The organism is Conservatibacter flavescens (assembly GCF_002795425.1).
Taxonomy (GTDB): domain Bacteria; phylum Pseudomonadota; class Gammaproteobacteria; order Enterobacterales; family Pasteurellaceae; genus Conservatibacter; species Conservatibacter flavescens.
In genome coordinates, this window is record NZ_PHHA01000006.1 from 15,298 (window position 1) to 40,784 (window position 25,487).

A 25,487-nucleotide genomic window follows, 5' to 3' on the forward strand; every position below is an offset into this window, starting at 1 on the left:
CCCCTACAATTATCTACGAACTTCCGTACCTTCTTTTGCGAGATATTCCTTCAACTCGCTGATATTGATAATCTGCTTATGAAACACACTTGCCGCTAATGCCCCATCTACACCAAGCTCAAAAGCCTCTTTAAAATGTAGCATTTCCCCTGCACCGCCTGAAGCAATTAACGGTACGTTGCACACTTCACGCACTGCTTTTAATTGGGCAAGATCGTAGCCATTACGCACTCCGTCTTGGTTCATCATATTTAACACGATTTCCCCTGCACCACGTTTTTGTACTTCTTGTACCCAATCAAGGGTTTGCCAGTTGGTTTGACGAGTGCGTTTTTCATCGCCTGTGTATTGGTTTACCCAGTATTTGCCCGTAGTTTGCTCAAACCAGCTATCAATCCCAACCACAACCGCTTGCACACCAAAACGATCTGCAAGACGAGAAATTAAGTCGGGATCGGCAAGGGCAGGTGAATTGATCGAAATTTTATCCGCACCAAACGCAAAAATCTGTTCTGCATCGGCAACCGTTTTGATCCCACCTGCCACACAGAAAGGAATATCAATCACTTCTGCCACGCGTTGTACCCAGCTTTTATCGACCGTACGCCCATCGCTCGAAGCGGTAATATCGTAAAAAACCAGCTCGTCCGCCCCTTCATCCGCATAGCGTTTTGCAAGCGGTACAATATCGCCGATAATTTCGTGATTGCGAAACTGCACTCCCTTGACCACCTGCCCGTCTTTTACATCCAAGCACGGAATTATCCGTTTTGCCAACATTCGATTGCCTCCGTTACACTAAATTTACCTTCTAACAAAGCTCGCCCAACGATTACTCCTGCCACGCCTGTGCCTTTTAATGCTTCAATATCGGCAAGCGAGCCAATCCCCCCTGATGATTGGAATTGGATTTCAGGGTATTTGGCACAGATTTCACGGTAGAGATCCACATTTGAGCCAGCTAATGTGCCATCACGGGAAATATCGGTGCAAAGGACGTGTTGTAATCCAACTGCTTGATATTCTTCAATTAACGCTTCAAGCGACACGCCACTTGCCTCTTGCCAACCGCTAATTGCAATGATTTTTTGACCGCTTGCGTCAATGTTTACGTCCAACGCTAGCACGAATTTTTCCGCACCGTACTTCTCAAACCAGCCTTTGACCATTGCTCGCTCTTTCACTGCTGTTGAGCCAATCACCACACGATTTGCTCCCACCGCTAATAGATCTGCTACATCTTGCTCGGTGCGAATACCACCGCCCACTTGAATAGGGCAATCAATCGCCTGAATAATCTCACCAATCAATTTGGTTTGACGTTTTGCTGGATCTTTTGCTCCAGTGAGATCGACTAAATGTAATTGCTCCGCCTCCTGTGCCACATAATCGGCAAAAAGTGCGGTCGGATTAGAAGAATAATTGGTTTGCTTGCCATAGTCCCCCTGATGCAAACGAACCACTTGTCCATCAATTAAATCAAGGGCTGGAATAATGATTGAGTGTTTCATTGTTGTGTTTCCTATTGTGTATTCTTATTTCTATTTTTTCGTTTTTTGATTTACCGCCTGAATAAGCTGTGCAAAATCAATCGCATTTTTTTGGGTAATAACTGATTGCCCTGTTTCTTGCTCTAAACTTTGGCGAGCAATCTTCGCAACATTTCCACCTCGTTGAGCCACTTTGCGATTTTCGTCTAGACCTTGAGGGTGGCTAATTTGAGTAATATCTTTTGTTGCCGTTTCTGCCAACATATTTAAGACTAATTCCGTTGTGGACATATTATCTCGCAAGTTTTCTTTTGTTAATCCCTTAAAATTTTTATATTCTCTGGTTTTCATTCCGCTCCAAGCTTGGGTGATTTCATCTGTTAAAATAGCATATTCTCTCCCTGCTTTTACACCGTGATCTTGCCAAGCATCAGTCAATTCCTTACGCACTTGAATTGCCTGTAAACGTTGGTTAATCCATTCTCGTGAATAGCCTTTTTGTAAATAGGTTTGTAATGCTCGATCAATAATTAATTCAGGATCGACTACTTCATCTAATCGCTCTTTACCCACTTCAGCTAGCCACATTTTAAACGGCTCGGCTTTAGGGCTTGGAATAGATTGGATAATACGGAAAATGCCTTGCATATCTGCTACATCAGTTTTATAGAATTTACCGTCTGTCGAACGTAATTTCAGTTGTCGACAAATTGTCGACAACTCAGCAAGTTCTTCTTCTGACATCCGTTTCTTAACACGATACCAATAATCACGTGGTTTTGTACTGTCAGTAAGAATTGCGACAACATCAATGATGCTGAATAACCACTCCTCTTGGCTTTCGTCCCAGATAGATCTTACCTGCTGATTTTCAAATAATTTTACTTCATTCATAAATACCTCAATGTGTCTGTTTAAATCAATCTATCTTATTATTCTCTATAAATTAAACTAAACAGAGAGTTGAGAGCTTGCGATCAGTATCACAAAATTAAATATTTTCCATAAAATTACGCAGCAATTGCGAACCTGCTTTACCAGAACGTTCAGGGTGAAATTGCACACCGTAGAAATTACTGTGTTGTAATGCAGCAGAGAATGGCACACCGTAATCACAGGTGGCAATAGTATGCTTATTTGGCAACACGGCATAGCTATGTACAAAATAGAAATGGCTGTCTTGCTCGATCCCTGCGAAAAGCGGGTGATCTTGCTCGTAATGTACCTTATTCCAGCCCATATGTGGCAATGGCAAGCCTGTATTTGGAAGCGGTTGCGTATTGCCTTGCATGAGGTTTAAGGTCGGTACATTTCCCTCACTGGAAAATTCAGTCATAAGCTGCATACCTAAACAGATCCCAAGTATGGGTTGAGTAACATTTTGGATTGTTTCAATCAAGTTACGATCATGCAAAATCTTCATCGCTGCCGCCGCTGTCCCCACACCGGGGAGCAATAGCTTGTCTGCCGATTTGATTTTGTCTAAATCACGACTAATTTCCGCCTGAATACCCAAACGGTCGAATGCAAATTTTACAGATGACAGGTTTGCACAGCCTGTGTCGATGATGGTAAGATTGGTCATTTTTTATCCTACAATGAAGTTAATCTATCACTAATCTTTTGCTCTAATTCGTAAACAAAAAGAGTTAAATCAGTTTTTAACTCTACTATTTCTTCTTTAGTTAAAGGCATTTCATACCCATCAATATTCATACCAAATCTATGAACGATATTATGTCTTTTATCTAAATGTTTTTGAATATTTCCAAAATCAGGTAATGGATCTATCACAAATCCTTTAGCCAAAATGGGAGTTAATGATTTAATGTTATGCCATACAATTTTATTATCTAACAAATCATACAACTCTTTTTTTACATCAATTCTTTTAAAATAAATATCGGCTAATGACATTTTTTTCTCAAATGCTTCTAAATTATTAATTAAATGACTTTCTAAATTTAATTTATCATTACTCAAATACTCCTTGGTTATTTCCCATAAATAGGTTTCAAAAGCAGTAATTAACAAACTGAATACAGAAGCTTTAATTAAAAAATCATCTTTTATATTCAGCAAATCAAAAGCTCTTGCTATTCTTAACTCAAACCTATCAAGTGCAGTTTCTTTAATCTCATAAAAGTCATCAATAGATGGAACAGGAGACCATTTATTACCAGCTATATCATATAGCTCTTGCGCTACATTATTTATAATTTCATCTGAAACAATATCACCAAATTCCCAGAATTCATCAAATGGATCAACTAGTGCACCATGTATGGGAATATATCCCCCTTCTTGAGATACATAGGGCAAAGATTCTGCTGGATCTTCATATTGGTTTGTGAACCATTGATACAAAGCTTCATATTGTTCTTCTGGAGTTGCTGTTTTTAACCAATCCATATCAATTTGATTTCCTTGAACAGCGTTCTCCGGTAATTCAATTCTATCTCTTTCAAAATACATTTTATAGCCCTCATACAAGCGGTCAAATATCCCAAAAACTTTGCAAACTCTAACCTTACTTTTTTTCCTAGCACTTGCGTGCTAGGTTACGCATAATGCTGTCGCTCTGCGACAAGTTAGTTATATTGGTTGCGGAGCAACCGCACTATGCATAACCCTATACATCAGTGTAGGGTTACAACACTCCTTTACTACTCGGCAACTCATTCCCCTCTACCCGAATACACTGTCTTAATGTACGTCCAAAGGCTTTAAACAGGCTTTCGATTTGGTGGTGAGCGTTGTCGCCTTTCACTTTTAAATGCAGGGTTGCCATCATTGCAAATGCGAGAGATTGGAAGAAATGTTCGGTCATTTCGGTGCTGAAATCGCCTACTTTATCCCGTTTAAATTTCGCTTTAAATTTCAGGTAAGGGCGTCCCGAGAGATCCATTGTGCATTCTGCTTTACATTCATCCATAGGCAACACAAAGCCAAAGCGTTGAATACCGCGTTTATCGCCAATCGCTTGTTTGAGTGCCGCCCCGAGTGCGAGGGCGGTATCTTCAACGGTGTGATGTTCATCAATATGCAAATCTCCTTTGCAAGAGACATTCATTCTAAATCCACCGTGGGTGGCGATTTGATCGAGCATATGGTCGAAAAAACCGACACCTGTGTGAATTTGGTTTACGCCAGCTTCATCTAACCAGACTTGTACCTTAATATCCGTTTCTTTGGTCGTACGCACGACTTCTCCATAGCGGGGGGCATTGTGATTATTGGCAACAGGCAGAGCGAGCAATTTTTCGGTGATTAGATCCCAATTTAATTTTTCGGGGTGATATTGTAATGCTTGAATGCCAAGGTTTTCTGCCAGTTGTACATCGGTTGCACGGTCGCCAATCACAAAAGAGCGGTCGGGATCGAATAAGTTTTTATCGATATAATTTTTCAATAATTTCGTTTTAGGTTTACGGCATTGGCAATTATCTTCAGGCTTATGTGGGCAAATCAAAACATCATCAAATTCAATGCCTTGCGAGCGGAAAATCTCCATCATCGCATTATGTGGCTTGTCAAAATCTTCCTGTGGAAACGAAGCTGTGCCTAAGCCGTCTTGGTTACTTACCATCACCAAGCGGTAGATTTTTTGTAATTTTAGCAAGGCTGGGATAACATTTTTCTCTAGCTTGAGTTTTTCAAGACTGTCGATTTGAAAGTCGGTTTTCGGTTCATCAATCAACGTACCATCACGGTCGATAAATAAGGTTGGTTGCATATTTGGTTCTCCTGTGTAATGTCAGATGCTGTATCGCTATAAGTCTTTTTCAAAAAATTCTTCGTTAATTTCAATTCCTGCTTCGGTTAGTAGGAATTTGGCTTCATCAATAAAATTCTGTGTTTTATGATGTTCTTTTTGATTTTTGATGTAATTGATGATTTTTTCTTTATCTCGTTCGCAATAAGTCAAAGAGCAATATCCCCGTGACCAAGCATAAAATTCAGGAAATAAATGTTTATTTTCATCAATCCATTTATGGGTTGTCGTTTTTAATTTCTGCACAAATTCAGCAACGCTAAGCGTAGAGTGAAGCTCTACCAAAAGATGAAGATGATCGGGCATTCCATTCACTCGATAAAGTACCGATTGATGCTCTCTCACAAAGCCCCAAATGTAGCGATAAAGATATGCTTCATTTTCTTCCACAATACTCGGCACGCCATATTTTGTACGGAAAATAATGTGGTAGATATTTCTAGTGTAGCTCATCGTTGCTCCTTAGGTGTCGCAGAGCGACATTACTATGCGTAACCACGCATGCTAGTGCGTGGTATTTGCTCATATCCTAGCACTTCGTACTAGGTTACGCATAGTGCTGATGCTCTGCATCAGACTGTTTTTATAGCATTCATCGTTTTTTCCATTTCGTCTTTCGTGCCTATCGTAATCCGAATACAATTCGCAAGCCCCAATGCTTTATGCTGATCGCGTAAGATAATGCCTTGATCCCATAGGGTTTGAAAAACCTTTTGACCATCGGTAAATTTCACTAAAATATAGTTAGCTTCGCTATCGAAAATCTGTACCACATTTGATAATTTGCTTAATTCCTCAATCAGCCACTGGCGATTGGTTAATACTTCCGTAATACGAGATTGTACCTGCTCTATCCCTTCTGATGATAAGGCTTGGGTGGCAATATCAGCGACAGGAACAGGTAATGGATAAGGGGCGATCACTTTTTGTAGTACGCTAATCAGCTCTTCATTGGCAAGCGTGAAACCGCAACGTAAGCCTGCTAAGGCAAAGGCTTTGGAAAGGGTACGAATAATGGCGAGATGAGGATAATTTTTCAGTTCTGTTACAAGGCTTGCTTCTGGGCAGAAATCGATATAGGCCTCATCCACCACCACAATGGCTCGACCTTGGGTCATTTGCAAAAGTTTGAGCAAATCAGACCGCTTAAGCAGATTACCTGTTGGGTTATTTGGGCTACAAACAAATACGACTTTTACGCCCTCAAGATTTTTCTCAATTTCCGTTAAGTCTAATTGAAAATCGGCAGTGAGGGGGACGGTTTTTGCGGAAATACCGCACGTTTCGCTACTGACCGCATACATTCCATAAGTCGGTGGGCAATATAATACGAAATCATCTGCCTCACAGAACGCTCGAATAATTAACTCAATACTTTCATCACCGCCTCGGCTGACCAACACATTTTCTGGTTGCACGCCTGCGTAACGAGCATAGCCTTCAATCACAGCTTGAGGTTGCGGATCGGGGTAGCGGTTAAAAGTGCGGTCAGATAAATCAAAATTTGGCGAGGTCGGGTATTCATTGGCATTTAGCCACACATCGCCCTTACCTCCAAGTCGGCGAGCGGATTGATAGGGCGTTAAGGCTTGAACATTTTTTCGAGAGAGTTGTGAGATTTGCATATTTATTATCCTTGTAGGGGCGGGTCCTGTGCCCGCCCGTAAGCATATCGAATATTCGGGCGGGCACAGGACCCGCCCCTACAGATTATTTTTCAATTTTTTCTAACCGAATACTCACCGCCTGTTTGTGGGCTTCTAGCTGTTCAGCAGCAGCCATGAGTTCAACCGTTCTTGCGAGATCTTTAAACCCTTGTGGGGTTAATTCTTGTACAGTCATTCGTTTGCTGAAATCGGCTAAGCCCAAACTTGAGCTTGTGCGAGAGTAGCCGTAAGTTGGCAATACGTGGTTAGTGCCACTCGCATAGTCGCCCATACTTTCTGGTGAATAAGCCCCTAAGAAAATTGAGCCTGCATTGTCCAATAATGGCAATAGTTGGCGTGGGTTTTCGGTTTGTACAATAAGGTGTTCTGGTGCATAAGCATTACTGATTTCGACACATTGCGGTAAGTTATCAGCGATGATAATTCGGCTATGTTCAAGGGCTTTGCAAGCAGTCTCTTTTCTCGGTAATGTTGCAAGTTGGCGTTCAATTGCTTGCTCGGTCGCCTCTGCTAAGGTTGGGCTGTCTGTTACCAATATAACTTGGCTGTCTGCTCCGTGTTCTGCTTGAGAAAGCAGATCGCTGGCGACAAAATCAGGATCGGCAAATTTATCCGCAATCACTAAGACTTCTGATGGCCCAGCTTGCATATCAATCGCCGTACCAAATTGGCTAACTTGGCGTTTTGCCTCAGTAACAAAGGCGTTACCCGGCCCAAAAATTTTATCCACTTTTGTTACCGTTTCTGTACCAAATGACATGGCAAAAACCGCTTGTGCACCGCCTACGGCATAAATCGTATCAATACCACACAGGTTAGCGGTGTAGAGAATTTCATCGGCAATTGGTGGTGGCGTGCAAAGTACCACTTTTTGACAGCCTGCAATTTTGGCGGGTATTGCCAACATTAACACTGTTGAAAAGAGAGGGGCAGAACCACCCGGGATATATAAGCCCACTTTGTTGATTGGGCGAGTAACAACTTCGCATTTCACACCGGCTTGGGTTTCCACTTCAATAGGCTGTGGTTTTTGAGCAGCGTGGAAGGTCTCAATATTGCGATAGGCATTTTGAATAGCCTGTTTTAGCTCTGCTGAAATACGATTGGCAGCTTGCTCAATATCTTCTTTTGTAACAATAAGGCTGGATAATTTCACCTTGTCAAATTTTTCGGTTAGTTCAAATAACGCCTTGTCGCCATTCGCCAATACATTTTCTCGAATCGTCTCTACTACTTGCTGGATATTTACTGATGAGCTAATCGCAGGGCGAGTCAGCACTTCTTTACGTTGTTGTTCTGTCAGATTTTTCCAAATGAGGGTTTGCATATTTTTTCCTTTTTTGACCACTTGTAGGGGCGGGTCCTGTGCCCGCCCGTTTATTATTTGGTTTGCGAGCTGGCACAGGGCCTGCCCTACATATTGATTACCCCAACATTTTCTCAATCGGTAGGACTAAGATCGAACTTGCCCCAATTTCTTTGAGTTGTTCCATTGTTTCCCAAAACAGGGTTTCTTGGCTTACAACGTGCATTGCAACACGGGTGTCGTCCTGTGCTAAAGGTAGAATGGTTGGGTTCTCTGCTCCAGGTAGTAAAGCGGTAATTTGTGCCAATTTATCTTTTGGAGCGTGCAACATAATATATTTGGATTCGCGTGCTTGGGAAACGCCTTGCATACGGGTGAGCAGTTTATCAACGAGTGCCTGTTTTTCGGCTTCCAAAGGCTCGGTACGTTGAATTAAGCAGGCTTTCGAGCGATAAATTACCTCAACTTCTTTTAAGCCATTTGCTTCTAATGTTGCCCCTGATGAAACTAAATCACAAATCGCATCAGCTAAGCCTGCACTCGGGGCGACCTCTACCGAACCGTTTAGTAAGGTGCTTTTGCAAGGGACATTTTGCGTTTTCATATAGCGTTTAAGCAAGTTTGGATAAGAGGTGGCAATGCGTGCGTTTGCAAAATCTTGTATGCCGTTGTAAGGACGATCACGATCAATCGCAAGGGATAAACGACAGCCACCAAAGTCTAATTGACGTAATTTTTGATAGCTAGCAGTCTCACCTGCAGCAATACGGCCGAGTTCTTCCTCTTCTAATACATTTTCCCCGATAATCCCAAGATCGACTACACCGTCAAATACTAAACCGGGAATATCATCATCACGCACGCGTAAAATCTCAATCGGCATATTCTCCGAATAAGCGATAAGGCGTTGCTCATTCCAATTGATTTTTACACCGCATTGGCTAAGCAACTCAGTACACTCTTTACTTAAACGGCCTTTTTTCTGTAGTGCGATTCTTAAACGATCTGTCATATTATGTCCCCTATTTCCTGTATATTTGTTATAAAAAAAATCTCCCGAAATTGCTTCCGAGAGATTTTTCTGTGTGGCTTTTATATCGCATTCACTCACTCGGAAGGTTTATCTTCCAAGCAACACCAAACGCCCGAAAGATAATCAGGTATCATGGTGATGATGGTGAGAAGTGCGGTATAAATTCATGTTTTTTCCTTAAAAAATAGACTGAATTCAAAATACTAAATCAAGCAAATGATTGCAAGCGTTTTTTATAAAATTTAATAAAATTTTTCTAACCCAATTTTGCTTTTACAAAAAACAATACCGGTCGATGTTGTAAATCTTTAAACTCGTTATGCCATTGAGGTTGTTCAGCAAGCATGGGTTCGGCGATTTGTTCGATTTGAAAACCAGTTTGAACAAGATTATTTATGATAGTAGCAACCGTGCGATGATAAGTTTTAAACGGTTGCTTAAACCAATTTCGCTCGCGCGCTCCCTCGTCTCGGTAATGATTAAGTCGATACGCAGTTTGTTGTTTATTTTCATCTTTTTCCCAACGACTTCCCTGTTTATGTGCTGTCGCAATCGGGTGTTCTTGTGAGAAAATCAATATGCCGTTAGGCTTCAATTTGCTTTTGATATCCGCTAATAATTTCGGAAAATCCTGCACATAATGAAAGGCAAAAGAACTTGTGATGACATCAAACTCCCCTGCGTCAAGTTGAGCTAAATCGCCCATATCCAACTGTTGCAACAAAAAGTGCGGTGGATTTTGAGAAAACTTTTCTAAATTCGACCGCGCTTTAGCTAACATCGCCGCCGATAAATCAATCCCCGCCACAAACATGGCTCCATGCTGCAAATAAAGGCTTAAATGCTCACCAGTACCACAACCAAGATCGAGCAATTTTTTGCCGTGCAAATCCGGCAACAAGCTCAACATCGTGGGCTTTTCAACAATTTCATTCAAGCTGATGGGGTTAGCACGTAATTTTTGATATAAATCGAAAAAGCCATCGCTATCGTAAATACTCTGTGTCATGTATTACCCTGTAAATACTGGCACGATACCTAATTTCATTCCCACTTGAGCAGCAATATTGATTACCCCAAATAGAATAATAAAATAAATCATAAAATTACCGCCATAGACCTGATATTGGCTTTGTGCAAATTTTTCACGGCTCGCTTTAACCAATAAAGCCGGCACAATCGCGGCCCAAATCGTAGCGGCCAATCCTGCATAACCAATAGCGCTCACAAATCCATAAGGGAATATTAAACTTAAAATTAAAGGAGGTAAAAATGTCACGATAACCGTTTTAGTACGGCCTAATGCACTATCATCAAATTTAAATAAATCGGCAATATAATCTGCCAATCCGAGCGTGACTCCCAAGAAAGAACTGGCTATTGCAAAATAAGTAAAGAAATTCAACGCGACTTGAATATAATCTGTTTGCACATATTGCCCTAGCGCTTGTACCAATGTTGCGACATCACCATCTTTCGCGATCACGGGCGCGAATGCTGAACGTGGTAAGTTCCCCTGTACCGCAAATTGCCAAAGAATATAAATGGCCAGTGCCAAACCTGATCCAATGAAAATAGCCTGCATAACACGCTTACCATTACGATGATAATATTTAACTAAGCCAGACACATTTCCATGAAAACCAAATGAGACCAAACATACTGGAAAAGCGACCAAAGCATAACGTAAATATTCCTGTTCACCTTGCGCAATGGTATTCAATAATACGTCTATTTTGATAGCGCCTAATAATCCTGTAGTCGAAAACAAAAAAGCAATGATCATGCCAACAATCAAGATAACAGATAAGCGCCCAACCATTTTTGTAGAAAACCATACAAAAGCAGCAATAATTAAACAAAAAATCAATGAGGCAGAAACTCTTCCGATTTCGACCGCACTTTGTTCATTACTCAATAAACTGTTGATAAACCCTTCTGTTAATCCCCCACCAGAAGTAATATAGGCATAGGTTAAAATATATAGCACAAAAGCGACGGACAATCCGTTAATAGCATTCCATCCCTGACCAAGCAAATCTTTCACAATCGTATCAAAACCAGCCCCTGTCGGGTAATGTAGATTAGCTTCAAGGATCATTAATCCTGAAGTCGTCATACAAAACCAGGTATAAATCAAAATAGCGATAGAACCTAAAAACCATACACCGGACATCGACGTAGGATTGGCCAGCATACCGGCACCGATTACTGTTCCAGCAATAATCATTGCACCATTTAAAAGGGAAGGTTGCTTAATAGGTTGAGCCATAACTTACTCCATATAAAATTTACTTTTGCACTATTATAGTAGTGCAACAATAAAAGTAAAGGTAATATACAAAGCAAATTATAATTTTATGACACGTAGCACAATTTCAACGATCCAACCAATACATAATGCAAAAATCAACGTTGAGATCCCGACTGTGCCTCCGAGTAGATAGCCAAGTAAACACACAAGTACTTCTAGACTGGTGCGTACAATACCGACTTTTAATTGAAACCGATGACATAATCCGACCATCAATCCATCACGGGGCCCTGCTCCCATATGGCAAGTCAAATACAACGCGGTACCGACACCAAAGGCAATTAAACCACATAAAATATATGTCCCTTTTCCCCAATATGTCGTCGGCGCGGGTAAAAATGCCACAGTCAATCCAAGTGCGAATGCGATCAAAATAATATTTAAAATAGTTCCTAGCCCGACTTTTAAGCGCAAAGGGAACCAAAGTAACATCACGATGACACTGATTAAAAATGATGCCCACCCAATACTCATGCCTGTTTGCACCGAAATTCCCTGTGATAATACCGTCCAAGGAGATGAGCCTAAATTCGCAAGCACCAATAAACCGTCACCAAATCCAGCCAAACAAAGAGAAAACAGCAACATCTGCAATGAATTCCATTCTAGGCTCCATTGATGTGCGGCTGTCCATTTGGTTTGTGGTAATACACCTTGTTTTGCTGTCATATTTTATCGTGGTTTAAGATTGAGTATAAATAAAGAGGTCATGTTGTTTTATCCTATGCTCATCATAGATAAAAATCAACCTGTATCCCTAATAGATTTCCTTTATAATCCATATCATTTTCGCATAAAAACGATTGCGTTCACAATTTTGACATTTAATAAAGATTTTTTGCAAAAAAAGCGGTAAACTTGCGAAAAAATTTTATTTCCAATTTTATCCCATATTGAGGTGTCTATGGATATATTAATGAGCCTACTCGGCATTGTTATTTTGTTAATCATTGCTTTACTCCTGTCTAATAATTGCAAAGCCATCAGTATTCGAGCCGTTGGCGGTGCATTATTAATTCAAATTTTAATCGGCGCATTTATTTTATATGTACCTGCTGGCCGTGATGCTTTATTAGCGATGGCAAATGGTGTAAGTAATGTCATTTCCTATGGTAATGAAGGGGTGAAATTCTTATTTGGTGGCTTAGCTTCCGACAAAGTGTTTGAGGTATTTGGTGGTGAAGGGTTTATCTTTGCGGTTCGCGTACTCCCTATCATCGTCTTTTTCTCTGCTCTTATTTCCCTGCTTTACTATATTGGTATTATGCAATGGATTATTCGTATTATTGGCGGCGCATTACAAAAAGCGTTAGGGACATCAAAAGCAGAGTCAATGTCTGCGGCTGCGAATATATTCGTTGGACAAACAGAAGCGCCTCTAGTCGTCAAACCTTATATTAGCAAAATGACCGAGTCTGAATTATTTGCAGTCATGTGTGGTGGATTAGCTTCTATTGCTGGATCTGTTATGGCTGGTTATGCCGGTATGGGGGTTCCGTTAACCTATTTAATTGCCGCTTCTTTTATGGCTGCACCTGCTGGGTTGTTATTTGCTAAAATTATGTACCCACAAACTGAGGTATTTAATGACGATATTGAAAAAGTCGATTTAGAAAAGCCAGCTAATATCCTTGATGCGGCAGCAGCTGGAGCGAGTTCTGGTATGCAATTAGCTTTAAATGTTGGTGCTATGTTAATCGCCTTTGTTGCGCTTATTGCATTATTAAATGGCATTTTAGGGGGCGTTGGTGCATGGTTTAATTACCCTGAATTATCCTTAGGATTAATTCTTGGTTGGATCTTTAAACCATTAGCTTGGGTCATTGGTGTGCCTTGGGAAGAAGCTGCAATAGCAGGACAAATGTTCGGAATTAAACTTGCTGTGAATGAGTTTGTCGGATATTTGGAATTTTCAAAATATCTTAGCCCTGAAAGTGCGGTACAATTAAGTGATAAAACCAAAGCCATTATTACCTTTGCGCTATGTGGTTTTGCTAACTTTAGCTCTATCGCGATTCTCATTGGAGGATTAGGCGGTATGGCTCCTAATCGTCGTGGAGATATTGCACGTTTAGGGATAAAAGCCGTCATCGCTGGTTCATTAGCCAACTTAATGAGCGCAACTATTGCAGGTTTATTTATCGGTTTAAGTGGTGCTATATTAGCGTAATCGAGGAAATATTGAACTTTTCAAAACACCATGGCTTGCCATGGTGTTGTTGTATTAGGCCAACGGAAACGTTTGCCTATAAAAATCGCTTAAGGAGAAATTAAGATGAAACGTGTATTTATTATGATGTTAGACTCTTTCGGTATTGGTTATTCAGATGATGCTGAAAAATTTGGTGATAAAGGCGCAAATACCTTAGGCCATATCGCACAACGCTGCGCTGAAGGCAAAGCGAATGAAAAAGGCCGAAGTGGCAAACTAAATTTACCAAATCTTTCCAAACTGGGATTAGGTTTGGCAGCCAAAGAATCCTGCGGTGAATTACCCGCCGGTTTTGAGCCTCAACCTGAACTCATTGGGGGCTATGCTTATGCGAAAGAAATTTCTTCTGGTAAAGATACCCCATCAGGACATTGGGAGATTGCAGGAGTACCTGTTTTATTTGATTGGGGCTATTTTCCTGAACATGAAAACAGTTTTCCCGCTGATCTTTTAGAACGTATTGTACAAAAAGCTGGCATTCCTGGTTATTTAGGTAATTGCCATTCTTCAGGGACAGTGATTCTTGATGAGCTAGGTGAAGAACATATGAAAACCGGCAAACCGATTTTTTATACATCTGTTGATTCTGTATTTCAAATTGCTTGCCATGAAGAGACTTACGGCTTAGAAAAACTCTATGAATTGTGCCAAATTGTACGTGAAGAATTAGAGGGATATAATATCGGTCGCGTTATCGCGCGTCCTTTTATAGGCAACAAAGCGGGTGAGTTTCAGCGCACAGGTAATCGTAAAGATTATTCTATTGAACCACCATCAGCCACCGTATTACAAAAATTAGTTGAAGAAAAGCAAGGAGAAGTCGTCTCTATTGGAAAAATCGCTGATATTTATGCTCATACGGGTATCACACATAAAGTCAAAGCTACAGGATTAGAAGAATTATTTGATAAAACACTTGTTGAAATACAACGTGCTGGACAAAACACTATCGTTTTCACTAACTTTGTTAACTTTGATTCCGATTTTGGGCATCGTAGAGATGTAGCGGGTTATGCGGCTGCATTAGAATATTTTGACCGCCGCCTACCGGAATTACTGAAGTTAATTCAAGGTGAAGATTTATTAATTATCGTCGCAGACCATGGTTGTGATCCTACATGGACTGGCACAGACCATACGCGTGAACACGTTCCTGTGTTATTATACGGGGCCAATGTGCCAAAAACTTTTTTAGGCCGTCGTGAAACCTTTGCAGATGTTGGACAAACTATCGCAAATTATTTGGATTTATCACCAATGGATTACGGCAAAACGATTATTTAAATGTTAAAGACACAAATAAAGAGGAAAAAATATGACTCCACATATTAACGCACCTGTCGGTGCATTCGCTGATGTTGTTTTGATGCCAGGGGATCCATTACGTGCAAAATATATCGCTGAAACATTTTTAGAAAATGTCGAGGAAGTTACCAACGTACGTAATATGCTAGGCTATACGGGTACTTACAAAGGGCGTAAAATTTCTGTTATGGGACATGGCATGGGCATTCCTTCTTGTTCTATTTACACCAAAGAATTAATTACGGAGTACGGTGTAAAAAAAATTATCCGTGTAGGCTCTTGTGGTGCCGTTCGTCAAGATGTCAAAGTACGTGATGTTATTATTGGTATGGGGGCATGTACGGATTCAAAAGTGAACCGAATTCGCTTCAAAGACAATGACTTTGCGGCTATCGCAGATTTTGATATGACCGCCGCTGCAGTAGAAGCCGCCAAAGCACAAGGTATCGCTGTACGTGTAGGTAATTTATTTTCTGCAGATTTATTCTATACACCAGATGTGGAAATGTTTGATATTATGGAAAAATACGGTATCTTAGGTGTAGAAATGGAAGCGGCCGGAATATACGGTGTTGCAGCTGAATTTGGTGCAAAAGCACTAAGTATTTGCACAGTATCCGATCATATCCGTACAGGTGAACAAACTTCCCCTGAAGAACGTCAAGTCACCTTTAATGAAATGATTACCATTGCGTTAGAATCCGTATTGATTGGCGATCGCTAACCTCACGCCCAACAAAGGTTGCATAAAATCAGAGGGGGGGTAATCTCCCCTTAATTATATACTCGGAGAACAATATGAATTTTATCGGAAAGCTATTAGGTGTCATCATTGGTTATCGCTTTGGTGGCTTTTTTGGCGCGATTGCTGGCGCATTCTTAGGTCATTTATTAGATAAAAAAATTTATACTTTAGGTAGTGTCACTTCAAGCTTCTTTAAAAAAACACTGACTCGCCAAGACTTATTTTTGCAAACAACCTTTGCCGTATTAGGGCATTTAAGTAAATCGAAAGGGCGTGTGACGGAAGGGGATATCCAACTAGCGACCAATTTAATGCAACAAATGCGCCTTGATGATGCAAGTCGTCAATTAGCGCAAGCGGCATTTAATCGAGGTAAACAGCCAGATTTCCCTATTCGCCAAGTGATCCGAGAATTTCGCCAAGGTTGTGGACAACGTAGTGACTTATTACGTATGTTTCTTGAAATTCAAGTACAAGCAGCCTTTGCTGATGCGCATTTGCATGAAAATGAAAAAGAGGTGCTATTTGTTGTTGCTGAAGAATTAGGACTATCACGCATGCAATTTGAGCAAATGCTTGCTATGGTTTACGCCTCACAGCAATTTACCCGTGGTGGTTATTACCAACAACAAGGTGGCTATCAACAACACAGACAGCAAGGCTATCAACAAAATAGCTATCGCCAAAGCCAATCATCCGGCCCAACTATCCATGATGCATATAAAGTATTAGGTGTTAATGACAGCGACGATCAAAAAACTGTAAAACGTGCTTATCGTCGTTTAATGAATGAACATCACCCAGATAAATTAGTTTCTAAAGGATTACCTGAAGAAATGATGGAAATGGCAAAAGAAAAAGCCCAACAAATTCAAGCCGCTTACGATTTAATTTGTAAAATTAAAGGTTGGAAATAATGATCACTTCTTGGGTTAAATAGCCATTATGCGTGTTATTCTAGCGCCAATGCAAGGGGTTCTCGATCCCCTTGTTCGCCAATTACTTACCGATGTTAATGACTATGATTTATGCATTTCCGAATTTGTACGAGTAGTCGATCAACTCTTACCTCACAAAGTGTTTTATCGTCTTTGCCCTGAACTTTATCAGGGCGGTTTCACCCCATCAGGCACACCCGTTCGCGTACAATTGCTCGGACAGCATCCCCAATGGCTAGGGGAAAATGCACAACGCGCCATAGAACTGGGCTCACAGGGTATTGATCTAAACTGTGGCTGCCCATCTAAAACCGTAAATGGTAGCCATGGCGGTGCAAGTTTACTCAAACAACCTGAACTCATTTATCAAGCAACAAAAGCCTTACGCCAAGCAGTCCCTCAAGACAAAACGGTCAGTGTTAAAGTTCGGCTAGGTTGGGATAGCGCTGATTTTGCCTTTGAGATAGCCGATGCAGTACAACAAGGTGGCGCTAATGAAATCACTATTCACGGACGTACCAAACTAGACGGCTATCGCGCTGATCGCATTAATTGGGCAAAAATTAATGAAATACGACAAAAACTGACGATTCCTGTTATTGCAAATGGCGAAATTTGGCATTGGCAAGATGGACAAAACTGCCTAGCCGTGACAGGTTGTTCAGATTTAATGATTGGTCGTGGAGCCCTTAACATTCCTAATTTAAGTTTAGTCATTAAACATAATCAGGCTAAAATGGCTTGGGAAGACGTCATGGCAATGCTACGCCGATATGCGGAAATGGAAAATATTCATGATACCGGCTTTTACCATGTTGCTCGAATTAAACAATGGCTACATTATTTACAAAAAGAATATGAAAAAGCCACCGCACTTTTTCAGCATATCAAAACCTGCCATGACGGTGAAGAATTAAAAGCGCGCATTGCACAATTCTAATTACCTTTTTTCTTCGCTCTAGGATGGGCAGAATCATAGACTTCTGCTAAATGCTGGAAGTTCAGATGAGTATAAATTTGTGTAGTCGATAAATTCGCATGCCCAAGCAATTCCTGCACAGCACGTAAATCAGAACTTGCCTCTAACATATGCGTTGCAAAAGAATGGCGTAACTTATGCGGATTTAAATGGCTGTTTAAACCTTGCTTAACGCCCCATATTTCCATGCGTTTTTGAATTGCTCGATGGGTAATACGATTACCTAATTGACTGACAAACAACGCATCATCTTTTGGATTAAACAATAATCGTACTTTTAACCATTCTTGCACGGCATGAGAAGCATGGCGCCCAAAGGGCAAAATACGTTCTTTATTTCCTTTTCCCAATACGCGCACTTCACGCGTACGTAGATTCAAACTTTGTAAATCTAAGCCTTGTAATTCTGATAAACGCAAGCCAGCACTATACATCAATTCCATCATAGCACGATCGCGAATATCAATCGGTTCCTTACTATTATTATTCAACAGTTGTTGTACTTGTTCTGTATCAATATTTTTTGGCAAATGCTTACCTGGTTTAGGCGCGGAAATCCCCACTGCTGGGTTAACACTTAATTCTCCTTGCGCCACTAAATACGCTAAAAACTGGCGCAATGCGGATAAACGCAAAGCTAAACTTTTCGCTTTAAGGCCTTCTTTATGACTTTGTGCCAATAAAAAACGCACTACACTTGGCGTTAACTGCTGCCAACTATTAATGCCATGTGGCTGCAATAATCCAACAACTTTATTTAATTGACGCTGGTAATTCGTCAAAGTATGTGGACTCACTTGGCGTTCAATGCGCAAATAAGCCCAGTATTTTTGCAACCACGTCTGCATCATATATCCTATGTTATAGCTTAATAACACCATCATAAATATGTGTCGCCTCCCCTGTCATATACAAGGGATGCCCTTCACCAGACCACTGGATAATTAAACTTCCTCCAGGCAAATCTACTTGGACTTTATTATCCAAAACCCCTTGCATAATCCCAACAGCCGCCGCAGCACAAGCCCCGCTTCCACACGCTTGAGTTTCTCCTGCCCCACGTTCATATACTCGTAATTTAATATGATTACGATTCAATACCTGCATAAATCCAACATTGACTCGCTCAGGAAAACGCTCATGCTTTTCTAACAATGGCCCCAAATCTGCCACATTCGCAGTTTCTACATTTTCTACTTGTAACACAAAATGAGGATTCCCCATAGATACAGCCCCGCCCAATACAGTTTGAAGTGCGGTACGAATAATATAATTTTTTTCAAATTTATTCGCAGTAAAAGGAATTTTAGCCGGCTCCCAAATTGGCTCCCCCATATTGACACGTATGCTATTATCCTCGTTTACGGTTAAGATCATTTTGCCATTTTGGGTACTGACCGCAATGTCTTTTTTATTCGTTAAACCTTTTAAGGTGACAAAACGCGCAAAACAACGCGCACCATTACCACATTGTGCCACTTCACTACCATCAGCATTAAAAATACGGTAATGGAAATCCAAATCGGGATCATAAGGTGGCTCAACCACCAGCAGCTGATCAAAGCCAATTCCTCGATGACGATCGGCTAAACGACGAATCATGTCTTCTGGAAAAAAAATATTTTGTGTCACGGCATCCACCACCACAAAATCATTTCCCAATCCATGCATTTTAGAAAATTGCATTAATATACCTCAAAAAAATTCATTATAATTAAAGGCATTATAATCATATCCCTAATACTTGTCTAACAGTTAACCGACCACAAATCCCCTTCCCCATAAAGCCACATAAAACGGTATAATGAGAGAAACTATACTGAGTTTTATGTTAAAATTGACCACAATATCACGACATATTTAAGGAAACTGATGGCTAAACTTTATTTTTATTACTCAACCATGAATGCAGGAAAATCCACCACATTACTGCAATCATCTTATAATTATCAAGAAAGAAACATGAATACCCTCGTGTATACTGCAGCCATTGATGATCGCTTTGGTGTTGGAAAAATTACTTCTCGTATTGGAATCAGTCAATCCGCCAATTTATTCAGCCCAAACACCGACTTATTTCAAGAAATCCAAACCCATTTACAAACAGAAAAACTCCATTGCATTTTGGTTGATGAAGCCCAATTTCTCACTAAAGCACAAGTCTATCAACTCAGCAATGTCGTAGATAAGCTTAATATTCCCGTACTCTGCTATGGTTTACGTACAGATTTTCAAGCGGAATTATTCGAAGGCAGCCGTTATCTATTGGCTTGGGCAGATCAATTAGAAGAACTCAAAACCATTTGTTATTGTGGGCGCAAAGCTAATTTTGTCCTACGTTTAGATGAGCAAGGTCAAGTCGTCACAGATGGAGAACAAGTTAAAATTGGCGGAAATGATCGTTATTTATCCGTTTGCCGGCAACATTATAAAGAAAAAACCGGCCATTTATAAACCGCAAGTTATCCCCTATTTTTATATTTATTAGTGATAAAAACACATTAATATCGCGTATTAATTAATCAGATTTATCACTAAATCTCAATTTTGTGATCTCAGTCAATAACATTTTATTAACATCACTTGATCTCAACCTGAAGCCACTCTAAAGTAGTAGAGACATTTAAAATTGGTAATAATGGCTGACTGCAGTATCGTCGCCTCTATTCTTTGGAGGATTACAATGCAACACGACACCCTTATTTTTAAACCATCTGATGAATTTCGTCGCCAAGCAAACCTCTCCGGTTTAGAAAACTATCAGGCATTATGGGAAAACGCTGATAACAATTATTTACAATATTGGAGCGATTTGGCTCGTGAATTGATCACTTGGAAAAAGCCATTTATGCAAATTTTTGATGATAGCAACCCGCCTTTTTATAAATGGTTTGCCGATGGGACATTGAATGTATCTTATAACTGTCTTGATCGTCATCTACCGGACAAAGGAGACAAAATTGCCTTAACCTTTGAATCGGATTTTGGGCAAGTCTCGCAATTTACGTATGCACAACTCCATAATCGAGTATGCCGCTTTGCCAACGCACTACGTGAATTAGGTATACAAAAAGGCGATCGTGTCATTATTTACTTACCTATGATCGTTGAAGCCATTATCGCAATGCAAGCATGCGCAAGAATTGGCGCAATTCATTCCGTTGTATTTGGTGGCTTCTCTGCGGGAGCATTACGTGATCGTATTGAGGATGCCCAAGCTAAAATAGTAATTACTGCAAATGCGGGCTTGCGGGGAGGAAAAATTATCCCACTAAAAGAAACCGTAGATGAGGCTTTAGAACTGGGCTGTAAAAGTGTTGAAAATGTGATTGTCTACCACCGCGTTAATATTGACACACCTTGGAAAAAAGGACGTGATTTATGGTGGAACGAATTATCAAAACATCAACCTGCTTTTTGCGAACCGGAATGGATGAACGCAGAAGATCCATTATTTATTCTTTATACCTCCGGCTCAACCGGCAAACCTAAGGGTGTCGTACATAGCACCGCTGGCTATTTATTGGGTGCCATGAATTCTTTTTATACTGTATTTGATCATAAGGCTGATGATATTTATTGGTGTACAGCTGACGTAGGTTGGATTACAGGACATTCCTATATTTGCTACGGTCCTCTTGCCAATGGAGCAAGCCAAATTATTTACGAAGGCGTACCAAGCTATCCTGATGCAGGGCGCATTTGGCGTATGATTCAGCGCCATAAAGTCAGTGTTTTTTACACTTCACCAACCTTAATTCGTTCTCTTACAAGACTTGGTGATCACATTCCTAAAAAATATGATTTATCGAGTTTACGCCTATTAGGTAGTGTGGGCGAACCGATTAACCCTGCCGCATGGTTATGGTTTTACGAAATTGTCGGGGGTGGACGTTGTCCTATTGTTGATACTTGGTGGCAGACTGAAACAGGTTCATTAATGTTATCTCCCGTTCCAGGCATTAATGCCATGAAACCAGGTTCTTGTACGCTACCATTACCAGGAATTATGGCAGATGTTGTTGATGAGCAAGGCAACAAATGTGAGACAGAAGAAGCGGGTGCATTAGTGATTAAACGCCCATTTCCATCTATGCTACGTAATGTTTGGGGCGATCCTGAACGTTATAAATCTAATTATTTTCCACAAGAATATGGTGGTGGAAAATATTATGTTGCCGGAGACTCCGCACACCGTGACAAAGATGGCTATTTTTGGATTTTAGGCCGCCTTGATGATGTGCTCAATGTCTCGGGTCACCGTTTAGGCACAGCCGAAATTGAGTCCGCACTTGTCGCCCATGAACAAGTTGTTGAAGCTGCTGTTGTTGGTAAACCTGACGAAATCAAGGGCGAAGCGGTTGTCGCTTTTGTTGTATTAAAAGGTATTCGTCCAGATGGCGAAGAAGCAAAACAATTTGCCGAAGAATTAAAATTATGGGTAGCCAACGAAATCGGCAAAATTGCGCGCCCTGATGATATTCGCTTCGCTGAAAACCTGCCAAAAACTCGCTCAGGAAAAATTATGCGTCGTTTATTGCGCTCCATTGCTAAAAATGAAATGATTACTCAAGATATTTCAACCCTTGAAAATCCACAAATCATCGGCCAATTACAACAGCAAGTCATTTAATATTTCCCCAATATTAGGGCAGCTATCTCACTGCCCTATTGATAAAAACTCCAGTTAAAACAAACCATTATAAAAAATAACTTTTTATTTTCAGAAATATTGCAAAAAAAAACAAATACTTATAATGGATCTGTACTTTATTAACCTAAAGGAGCAAACCATGAAACAAAATACATTTACTAAATTTGGCGTTACGTTATTCGCTTCACTTGTTTTAGCTGCTTGTGGCAGCAGTGGAGGCGGCGATGATAACAATAATACTTCCACTTCTACTTCTACCTCAACAGCAACACAGCCAGAGAAGCCATCAACAAATACTCAACCTACTTCCCCAACAACTTCAACTCAATCAACAACAGGTAAAGCCCTCGTTATTGAAGCAGAAACGGCTAAAGTGACTCCAAAACCATTAGATACCACAAATCTTTCAGAAATTGAAGTTGATGGTGTAAAATTAACAATTTCCCGACCAGGTATCTATTCTGGCGGCTGGTCACTCTTAAACATTGGTTCAACAGACACCCAAATGTGCTGTGGCAGATATGAATCCGTGAAAATCGGATACCAAAGCGAAGTCGGCAAAAATGGCTATGTATTTTATAATGGCGTGCCAACCGCTGCTAACGAAATCCCAACCACTGGTACAGCAACCTATACTGGGGACTCACTTTATCTCTCTCAGTTAGAAATAGCAGAAGAAGATACCTATAGAGGTAATGCGAATTTAGTCGCTAATTTTGCAGACAAAACCCTTACCGGGAAGTTAACTAACGAAATTGCTGAAGTTAATCTTGATGCTAAAATCAACCAAAACAGCTTTACTGGTAGTGCAACCTCTAACATTGAAAAAACCACAGCTGAAGTAGAAGGTAAATTCTACGGCAAAAACGCCCAAGAAATTGGGGGAATGGCCACTAGCGAAGATTGGATTGCCGTATTCGCTGGTAAAAAATAATTCTATCACTTTAATATATGGGCAAGTTTGACTTGCCCTTTCTGTCATGATATTACGTAATTTTTTCTTATTATCTACCGCACTTCTCGCCTCTATGGCGAATGCGATTACCTATGTAAAAGAACAACAGCCCGAACAAACGATTGCCATCGCTAATCCAACAACACCATTAAATGATACTCCGCAGCTGGGCGTGCCACAACAAACCAGTTTAGTCTTAGATAGATCAGAATTAAGGAAAAATCCTGAATTAATCCACCGCACTTTTACCCCTGCGCTATTAGAAAATAATATCGCGGCAATGCCAATCCTATTACCGCTGTACACCGAATTACCCGATCATGATCCTCATTTAGCCACATGGGGAAAGGCGATGCTCGCTCGACAACAAGGTGATTTTACGCAAGCGATTCGGCTCTATCGTCAATTATTTGCCCTTAACCCTAAAATTGTTGCACTACGTTATCAACTGGCACAAACCCTATTTTTAAATAACGATAATATTGCCGCAAAAGATCAGTTTGAAAAATTAAGAGCGGAATCTCTTTCACCGGAATTTCAACAATTGATCGAAAAATACCTTTCTGCATTAAATCAGCGTGATGAATGGTATATTGCCGCTAGCGTAAACTATTTAAATGAATCCAATGTCAATAATGCACCAAAATCCGCAACTATCGGCCAATGGAAAGGGTGGGAAAGTGAATCTGCCACAGGTTTTGCTTATTTTATTAATACTCATAAAAAGTGGTCATGGCAAAACGGCTTTTTTTCTAAATTAGAACTCTATGGCAATGGTAAATATTATTGGGATAATAAAAAATACAATGAACTTAATCTACGTCTTGGTATAGGAATAGGTTATCAAAATGCACGCAATGAATTTAGCTTAACCCCATTTCACGAAAAACGTTGGTATGCAGGAGGAAGTACCGGCAGCAATTCTCTTAAACAATTTTCTCAAAATTCTGGCTTACGTTTATATATGAGCCATTGGTTAAATACCAATTGGCAAATATCCACTGCTTTTGAATATGGAGAACAACGCTACACTAGCCGAAAATATCTCAATGGTAACAATTATTTAGCTTCAACTAGCCTACTCTATTTACCAAATAGTGAACAATATTGGTTATTTGGCCTAGACTATCAACGGGAAAACGCTCGCGATAAAGATAATGCGTTTCAACGTAAAGTGTTGCGCTTAGGTTGGGGGCAGGAATGGAAATGGGGCTTATCCACTTATTTCACCCTAAATTACGGCAGACGAGAATATCAAGCACCTGATTTCTTCAATATTCAGCAAAAAAATAATGAATATTACACCCAGCTTTCTTTATGGCATCGTAATATCCATTTTTGGGGAATCACACCAAAACTCAGCTTAAGCTACCAAAAAAATGATAGTAACCACCCTTTCTATCGCTATGATAAAACACGGCTTTTTTTAGAAATGAGTAAACGGTTTTAATGTCATTTTTCACTTAAGCTAATCACGATAATCAAATCAATTAAACTTAAACACGATAAATAATTTTCAAAAAATAACCGCACTTATATTAAAGTGCGGTTAAAAATTAAGATATTATTCAAATTCCTCAAGCCATTTTAACAAGATCGCTTCTAAAATCGCTTCATTTGATTTTTGTGGATCATCATCAAACTCATCTAATTCACAAATCCACTTATGCATATCGGTAAAGCGTACAGTTTTAGGATCAAGATCAGGATAAAGATCATACAATGCCCATGCAATCTCTTGGCTATCCGTCCATTTCATTAATGATTCTCCTCGCGAGCATGGTTAATCGTATATTTCGGAATTTCAATCACAAGATCTTCATCTCCCACCAGGCATTGACAACCTAAACGGCTTTCCATTTCCAATCCCCATGCTTTATCCAACATATCATCTTCCGCTTCTGTACTTTCATTCAGGGAATCAAAGCCTTCACGCACAATGACATGACAAGTTGTACATGCACAAGAGCCATCACAAGCATGCTCAATTTCAACACCCGCTTCGAGGGCTTTTTCTAACACATTATCCCCTTTTGCAGCATCAACTACCATACCTTCTGGACAAAGGGTTTCATGGGGTAAAAATATAATTTTTGCCATTTTTTCACTCTCAA

The 25,487-nt window shown here is 40.3% G+C and carries 26 protein-coding genes and 1 other annotated feature; of the genes, 9 read left to right on the forward strand and 17 right to left on the reverse strand.

Features of this window, described 5'->3' with window-relative positions; genetic code table 11:
• Window positions 1–9: 9 nt before the first annotated feature.
• The 13 genes from hisF to yczE all read right to left on the reverse strand — a co-directional run bounded on the left by hisF (window position 10) and on the right by yczE (window position 12,254).
• Window positions 10–780, reverse strand: a complete 771-nt coding sequence (hisF, locus tag CVP05_RS04155) for an imidazole glycerol phosphate synthase subunit HisF (RefSeq protein ID WP_100288323.1) — start codon at window positions 778–780, stop codon at window positions 10–12.
• Window positions 762–1,511 (reverse strand): 1-(5-phosphoribosyl)-5-[(5-phosphoribosylamino)methylideneamino]imidazole-4-carboxamide isomerase, encoded by a 750-nt coding sequence (gene hisA / locus CVP05_RS04160; protein WP_100288324.1) that lies wholly within the window; start codon window positions 1,509–1,511, stop codon window positions 762–764. Before hisA ends, hisF begins: the two co-directional genes overlap by 19 nt.
• A gap of 30 nt (window positions 1,512–1,541) precedes the next feature.
• Window positions 1,542–2,384, reverse strand: coding sequence for a BRO family protein (locus CVP05_RS04165; protein WP_100288325.1), 843 nt, complete (start codon window positions 2,382–2,384; stop codon window positions 1,542–1,544).
• Between the two features lie 97 nt (window positions 2,385–2,481).
• Window positions 2,482–3,075: an imidazole glycerol phosphate synthase subunit HisH gene (hisH, locus tag CVP05_RS04170; RefSeq protein WP_100288326.1), complete on the reverse strand. Its 594-nt coding sequence runs from the start codon at window positions 3,073–3,075 to the stop codon at window positions 2,482–2,484.
• An 8-nt stretch (window positions 3,076–3,083) separates the two neighbouring features.
• Window positions 3,084–3,965 (reverse strand): hypothetical protein, encoded by an 882-nt coding sequence (locus CVP05_RS04175; RefSeq protein ID WP_100288327.1) that lies wholly within the window; start codon window positions 3,963–3,965, stop codon window positions 3,084–3,086.
• 175 nt (window positions 3,966–4,140) lie between these two features.
• On the reverse strand, window positions 4,141–5,226 hold the full coding sequence (gene hisB, locus CVP05_RS04180) for a bifunctional histidinol-phosphatase/imidazoleglycerol-phosphate dehydratase HisB (RefSeq protein ID WP_100288328.1): 1,086 nt from the start codon (window positions 5,224–5,226) through the stop codon (window positions 4,141–4,143).
• Between the two features lie 36 nt (window positions 5,227–5,262).
• Window positions 5,263–5,718: an IS200/IS605 family transposase gene (gene tnpA, locus CVP05_RS04185; RefSeq protein WP_100288329.1), complete on the reverse strand. Its 456-nt coding sequence runs from the start codon at window positions 5,716–5,718 to the stop codon at window positions 5,263–5,265.
• Between the two features lie 119 nt (window positions 5,719–5,837).
• Complete coding sequence (gene hisC, locus CVP05_RS04190) at window positions 5,838–6,890, reverse strand: histidinol-phosphate transaminase (RefSeq protein WP_100288330.1); 1,053 nt, start codon at window positions 6,888–6,890, stop codon at window positions 5,838–5,840.
• A gap of 85 nt (window positions 6,891–6,975) precedes the next feature.
• A complete protein-coding gene (gene hisD, locus CVP05_RS04195) occupies window positions 6,976–8,259 on the reverse strand; it encodes a histidinol dehydrogenase (RefSeq protein ID WP_100288331.1) in 1,284 nt (427 codons plus the stop codon).
• Between the two features lie 97 nt (window positions 8,260–8,356).
• Entirely contained in the window at window positions 8,357–9,250 is an 894-nt protein-coding gene (gene hisG, locus CVP05_RS04200) for an ATP phosphoribosyltransferase (protein ID WP_100288332.1), read from the reverse strand.
• Between the two features lie 30 nt (window positions 9,251–9,280).
• Window positions 9,281–9,416: a sequence feature (His leader region), on the reverse strand.
• Between the two features lie 111 nt (window positions 9,417–9,527).
• Window positions 9,528–10,280, reverse strand: a complete 753-nt coding sequence (locus CVP05_RS04205; RefSeq protein ID WP_100288333.1) for a class I SAM-dependent methyltransferase — start codon at window positions 10,278–10,280, stop codon at window positions 9,528–9,530.
• A gap of 3 nt (window positions 10,281–10,283) precedes the next feature.
• Window positions 10,284–11,543: an aromatic amino acid transporter gene (locus CVP05_RS04210; protein ID WP_100288334.1), complete on the reverse strand. Its 1,260-nt coding sequence runs from the start codon at window positions 11,541–11,543 to the stop codon at window positions 10,284–10,286.
• A gap of 78 nt (window positions 11,544–11,621) precedes the next feature.
• Window positions 11,622–12,254, reverse strand: a complete 633-nt coding sequence (yczE, locus tag CVP05_RS04215; protein WP_100288335.1) for a membrane protein YczE — start codon at window positions 12,252–12,254, stop codon at window positions 11,622–11,624.
• A gap of 235 nt (window positions 12,255–12,489) precedes the next feature.
• Here yczE and CVP05_RS04220 point away from each other — a divergent pair, with 235 nt between their 5' ends.
• The 5 genes from CVP05_RS04220 to dusC all read left to right on the forward strand — a co-directional run bounded on the left by CVP05_RS04220 (window position 12,490) and on the right by dusC (window position 17,725).
• Complete coding sequence (locus tag CVP05_RS04220) at window positions 12,490–13,755, forward strand: NupC/NupG family nucleoside CNT transporter (protein ID WP_100288336.1); 1,266 nt, start codon at window positions 12,490–12,492, stop codon at window positions 13,753–13,755.
• Between the two features lie 105 nt (window positions 13,756–13,860).
• Window positions 13,861–15,081 (forward strand): phosphopentomutase, encoded by a 1,221-nt coding sequence (locus CVP05_RS04225; RefSeq protein ID WP_100288337.1) that lies wholly within the window; start codon window positions 13,861–13,863, stop codon window positions 15,079–15,081.
• 31 nt (window positions 15,082–15,112) lie between these two features.
• Entirely contained in the window at window positions 15,113–15,826 is a 714-nt protein-coding gene (deoD, locus tag CVP05_RS04230; RefSeq protein WP_100288338.1) for a purine-nucleoside phosphorylase, read from the forward strand.
• A 74-nt stretch (window positions 15,827–15,900) separates the two neighbouring features.
• A complete protein-coding gene (gene djlA / locus CVP05_RS04235) occupies window positions 15,901–16,764 on the forward strand; it encodes a co-chaperone DjlA (RefSeq protein ID WP_100288339.1) in 864 nt (287 codons plus the stop codon).
• 28 nt (window positions 16,765–16,792) lie between these two features.
• Entirely contained in the window at window positions 16,793–17,725 is a 933-nt protein-coding gene (dusC, locus tag CVP05_RS04240; RefSeq protein ID WP_100288340.1) for a tRNA dihydrouridine(16) synthase DusC, read from the forward strand.
• Here dusC and xerC read toward each other — a convergent pair.
• Both xerC and dapF read right to left on the reverse strand, forming a co-directional pair.
• Window positions 17,722–18,612 carry a tyrosine recombinase XerC gene (xerC, locus tag CVP05_RS04245; protein WP_100288407.1) on the reverse strand — a complete coding sequence of 297 codons (891 nt, stop codon included), beginning with the start codon at window positions 18,610–18,612 and terminating at the stop codon, window positions 17,722–17,724. The genes dusC and xerC overlap by 4 nt on opposite strands.
• Window positions 18,613–18,625: 13 nt before the next feature.
• Entirely contained in the window at window positions 18,626–19,450 is an 825-nt protein-coding gene (dapF, locus tag CVP05_RS04250; RefSeq protein ID WP_100288341.1) for a diaminopimelate epimerase, read from the reverse strand.
• A 186-nt stretch (window positions 19,451–19,636) separates the two neighbouring features.
• Between dapF and CVP05_RS04255 the strand changes: the two genes are divergently transcribed.
• The 4 genes from CVP05_RS04255 (at window position 19,637) to CVP05_RS04270 (ending at window position 24,823) form a co-directional block, all read left to right on the forward strand.
• Window positions 19,637–20,218: a thymidine kinase gene (locus CVP05_RS04255; protein ID WP_100288342.1), complete on the forward strand. Its 582-nt coding sequence runs from the start codon at window positions 19,637–19,639 to the stop codon at window positions 20,216–20,218.
• A 229-nt stretch (window positions 20,219–20,447) separates the two neighbouring features.
• Complete coding sequence (gene acs / locus CVP05_RS04260) at window positions 20,448–22,397, forward strand: acetate--CoA ligase (protein WP_100288343.1); 1,950 nt, start codon at window positions 20,448–20,450, stop codon at window positions 22,395–22,397.
• 160 nt (window positions 22,398–22,557) lie between these two features.
• Window positions 22,558–23,352: a Slam-dependent surface lipoprotein gene (locus CVP05_RS04265; protein ID WP_165773120.1), complete on the forward strand. Its 795-nt coding sequence runs from the start codon at window positions 22,558–22,560 to the stop codon at window positions 23,350–23,352.
• 46 nt (window positions 23,353–23,398) lie between these two features.
• Complete coding sequence (locus CVP05_RS04270; protein ID WP_100288345.1) at window positions 23,399–24,823, forward strand: surface lipoprotein assembly modifier; 1,425 nt, start codon at window positions 23,399–23,401, stop codon at window positions 24,821–24,823.
• A 114-nt stretch (window positions 24,824–24,937) separates the two neighbouring features.
• Here the strand turns inward: CVP05_RS04270 and iscX are convergent, their stop codons facing one another.
• Together iscX and fdx are read right to left on the reverse strand one after the other, a co-directional pair.
• Window positions 24,938–25,132, reverse strand: coding sequence for a Fe-S cluster assembly protein IscX (iscX, locus tag CVP05_RS04275; protein WP_100288346.1), 195 nt, complete (start codon window positions 25,130–25,132; stop codon window positions 24,938–24,940).
• Window positions 25,132–25,473: an ISC system 2Fe-2S type ferredoxin gene (fdx, locus tag CVP05_RS04280; protein ID WP_100288347.1), complete on the reverse strand. Its 342-nt coding sequence runs from the start codon at window positions 25,471–25,473 to the stop codon at window positions 25,132–25,134. The genes iscX and fdx overlap by 1 nt, the downstream gene beginning before the upstream one ends.
• Between the last annotated feature and the right edge of the window lie 14 nt (window positions 25,474–25,487).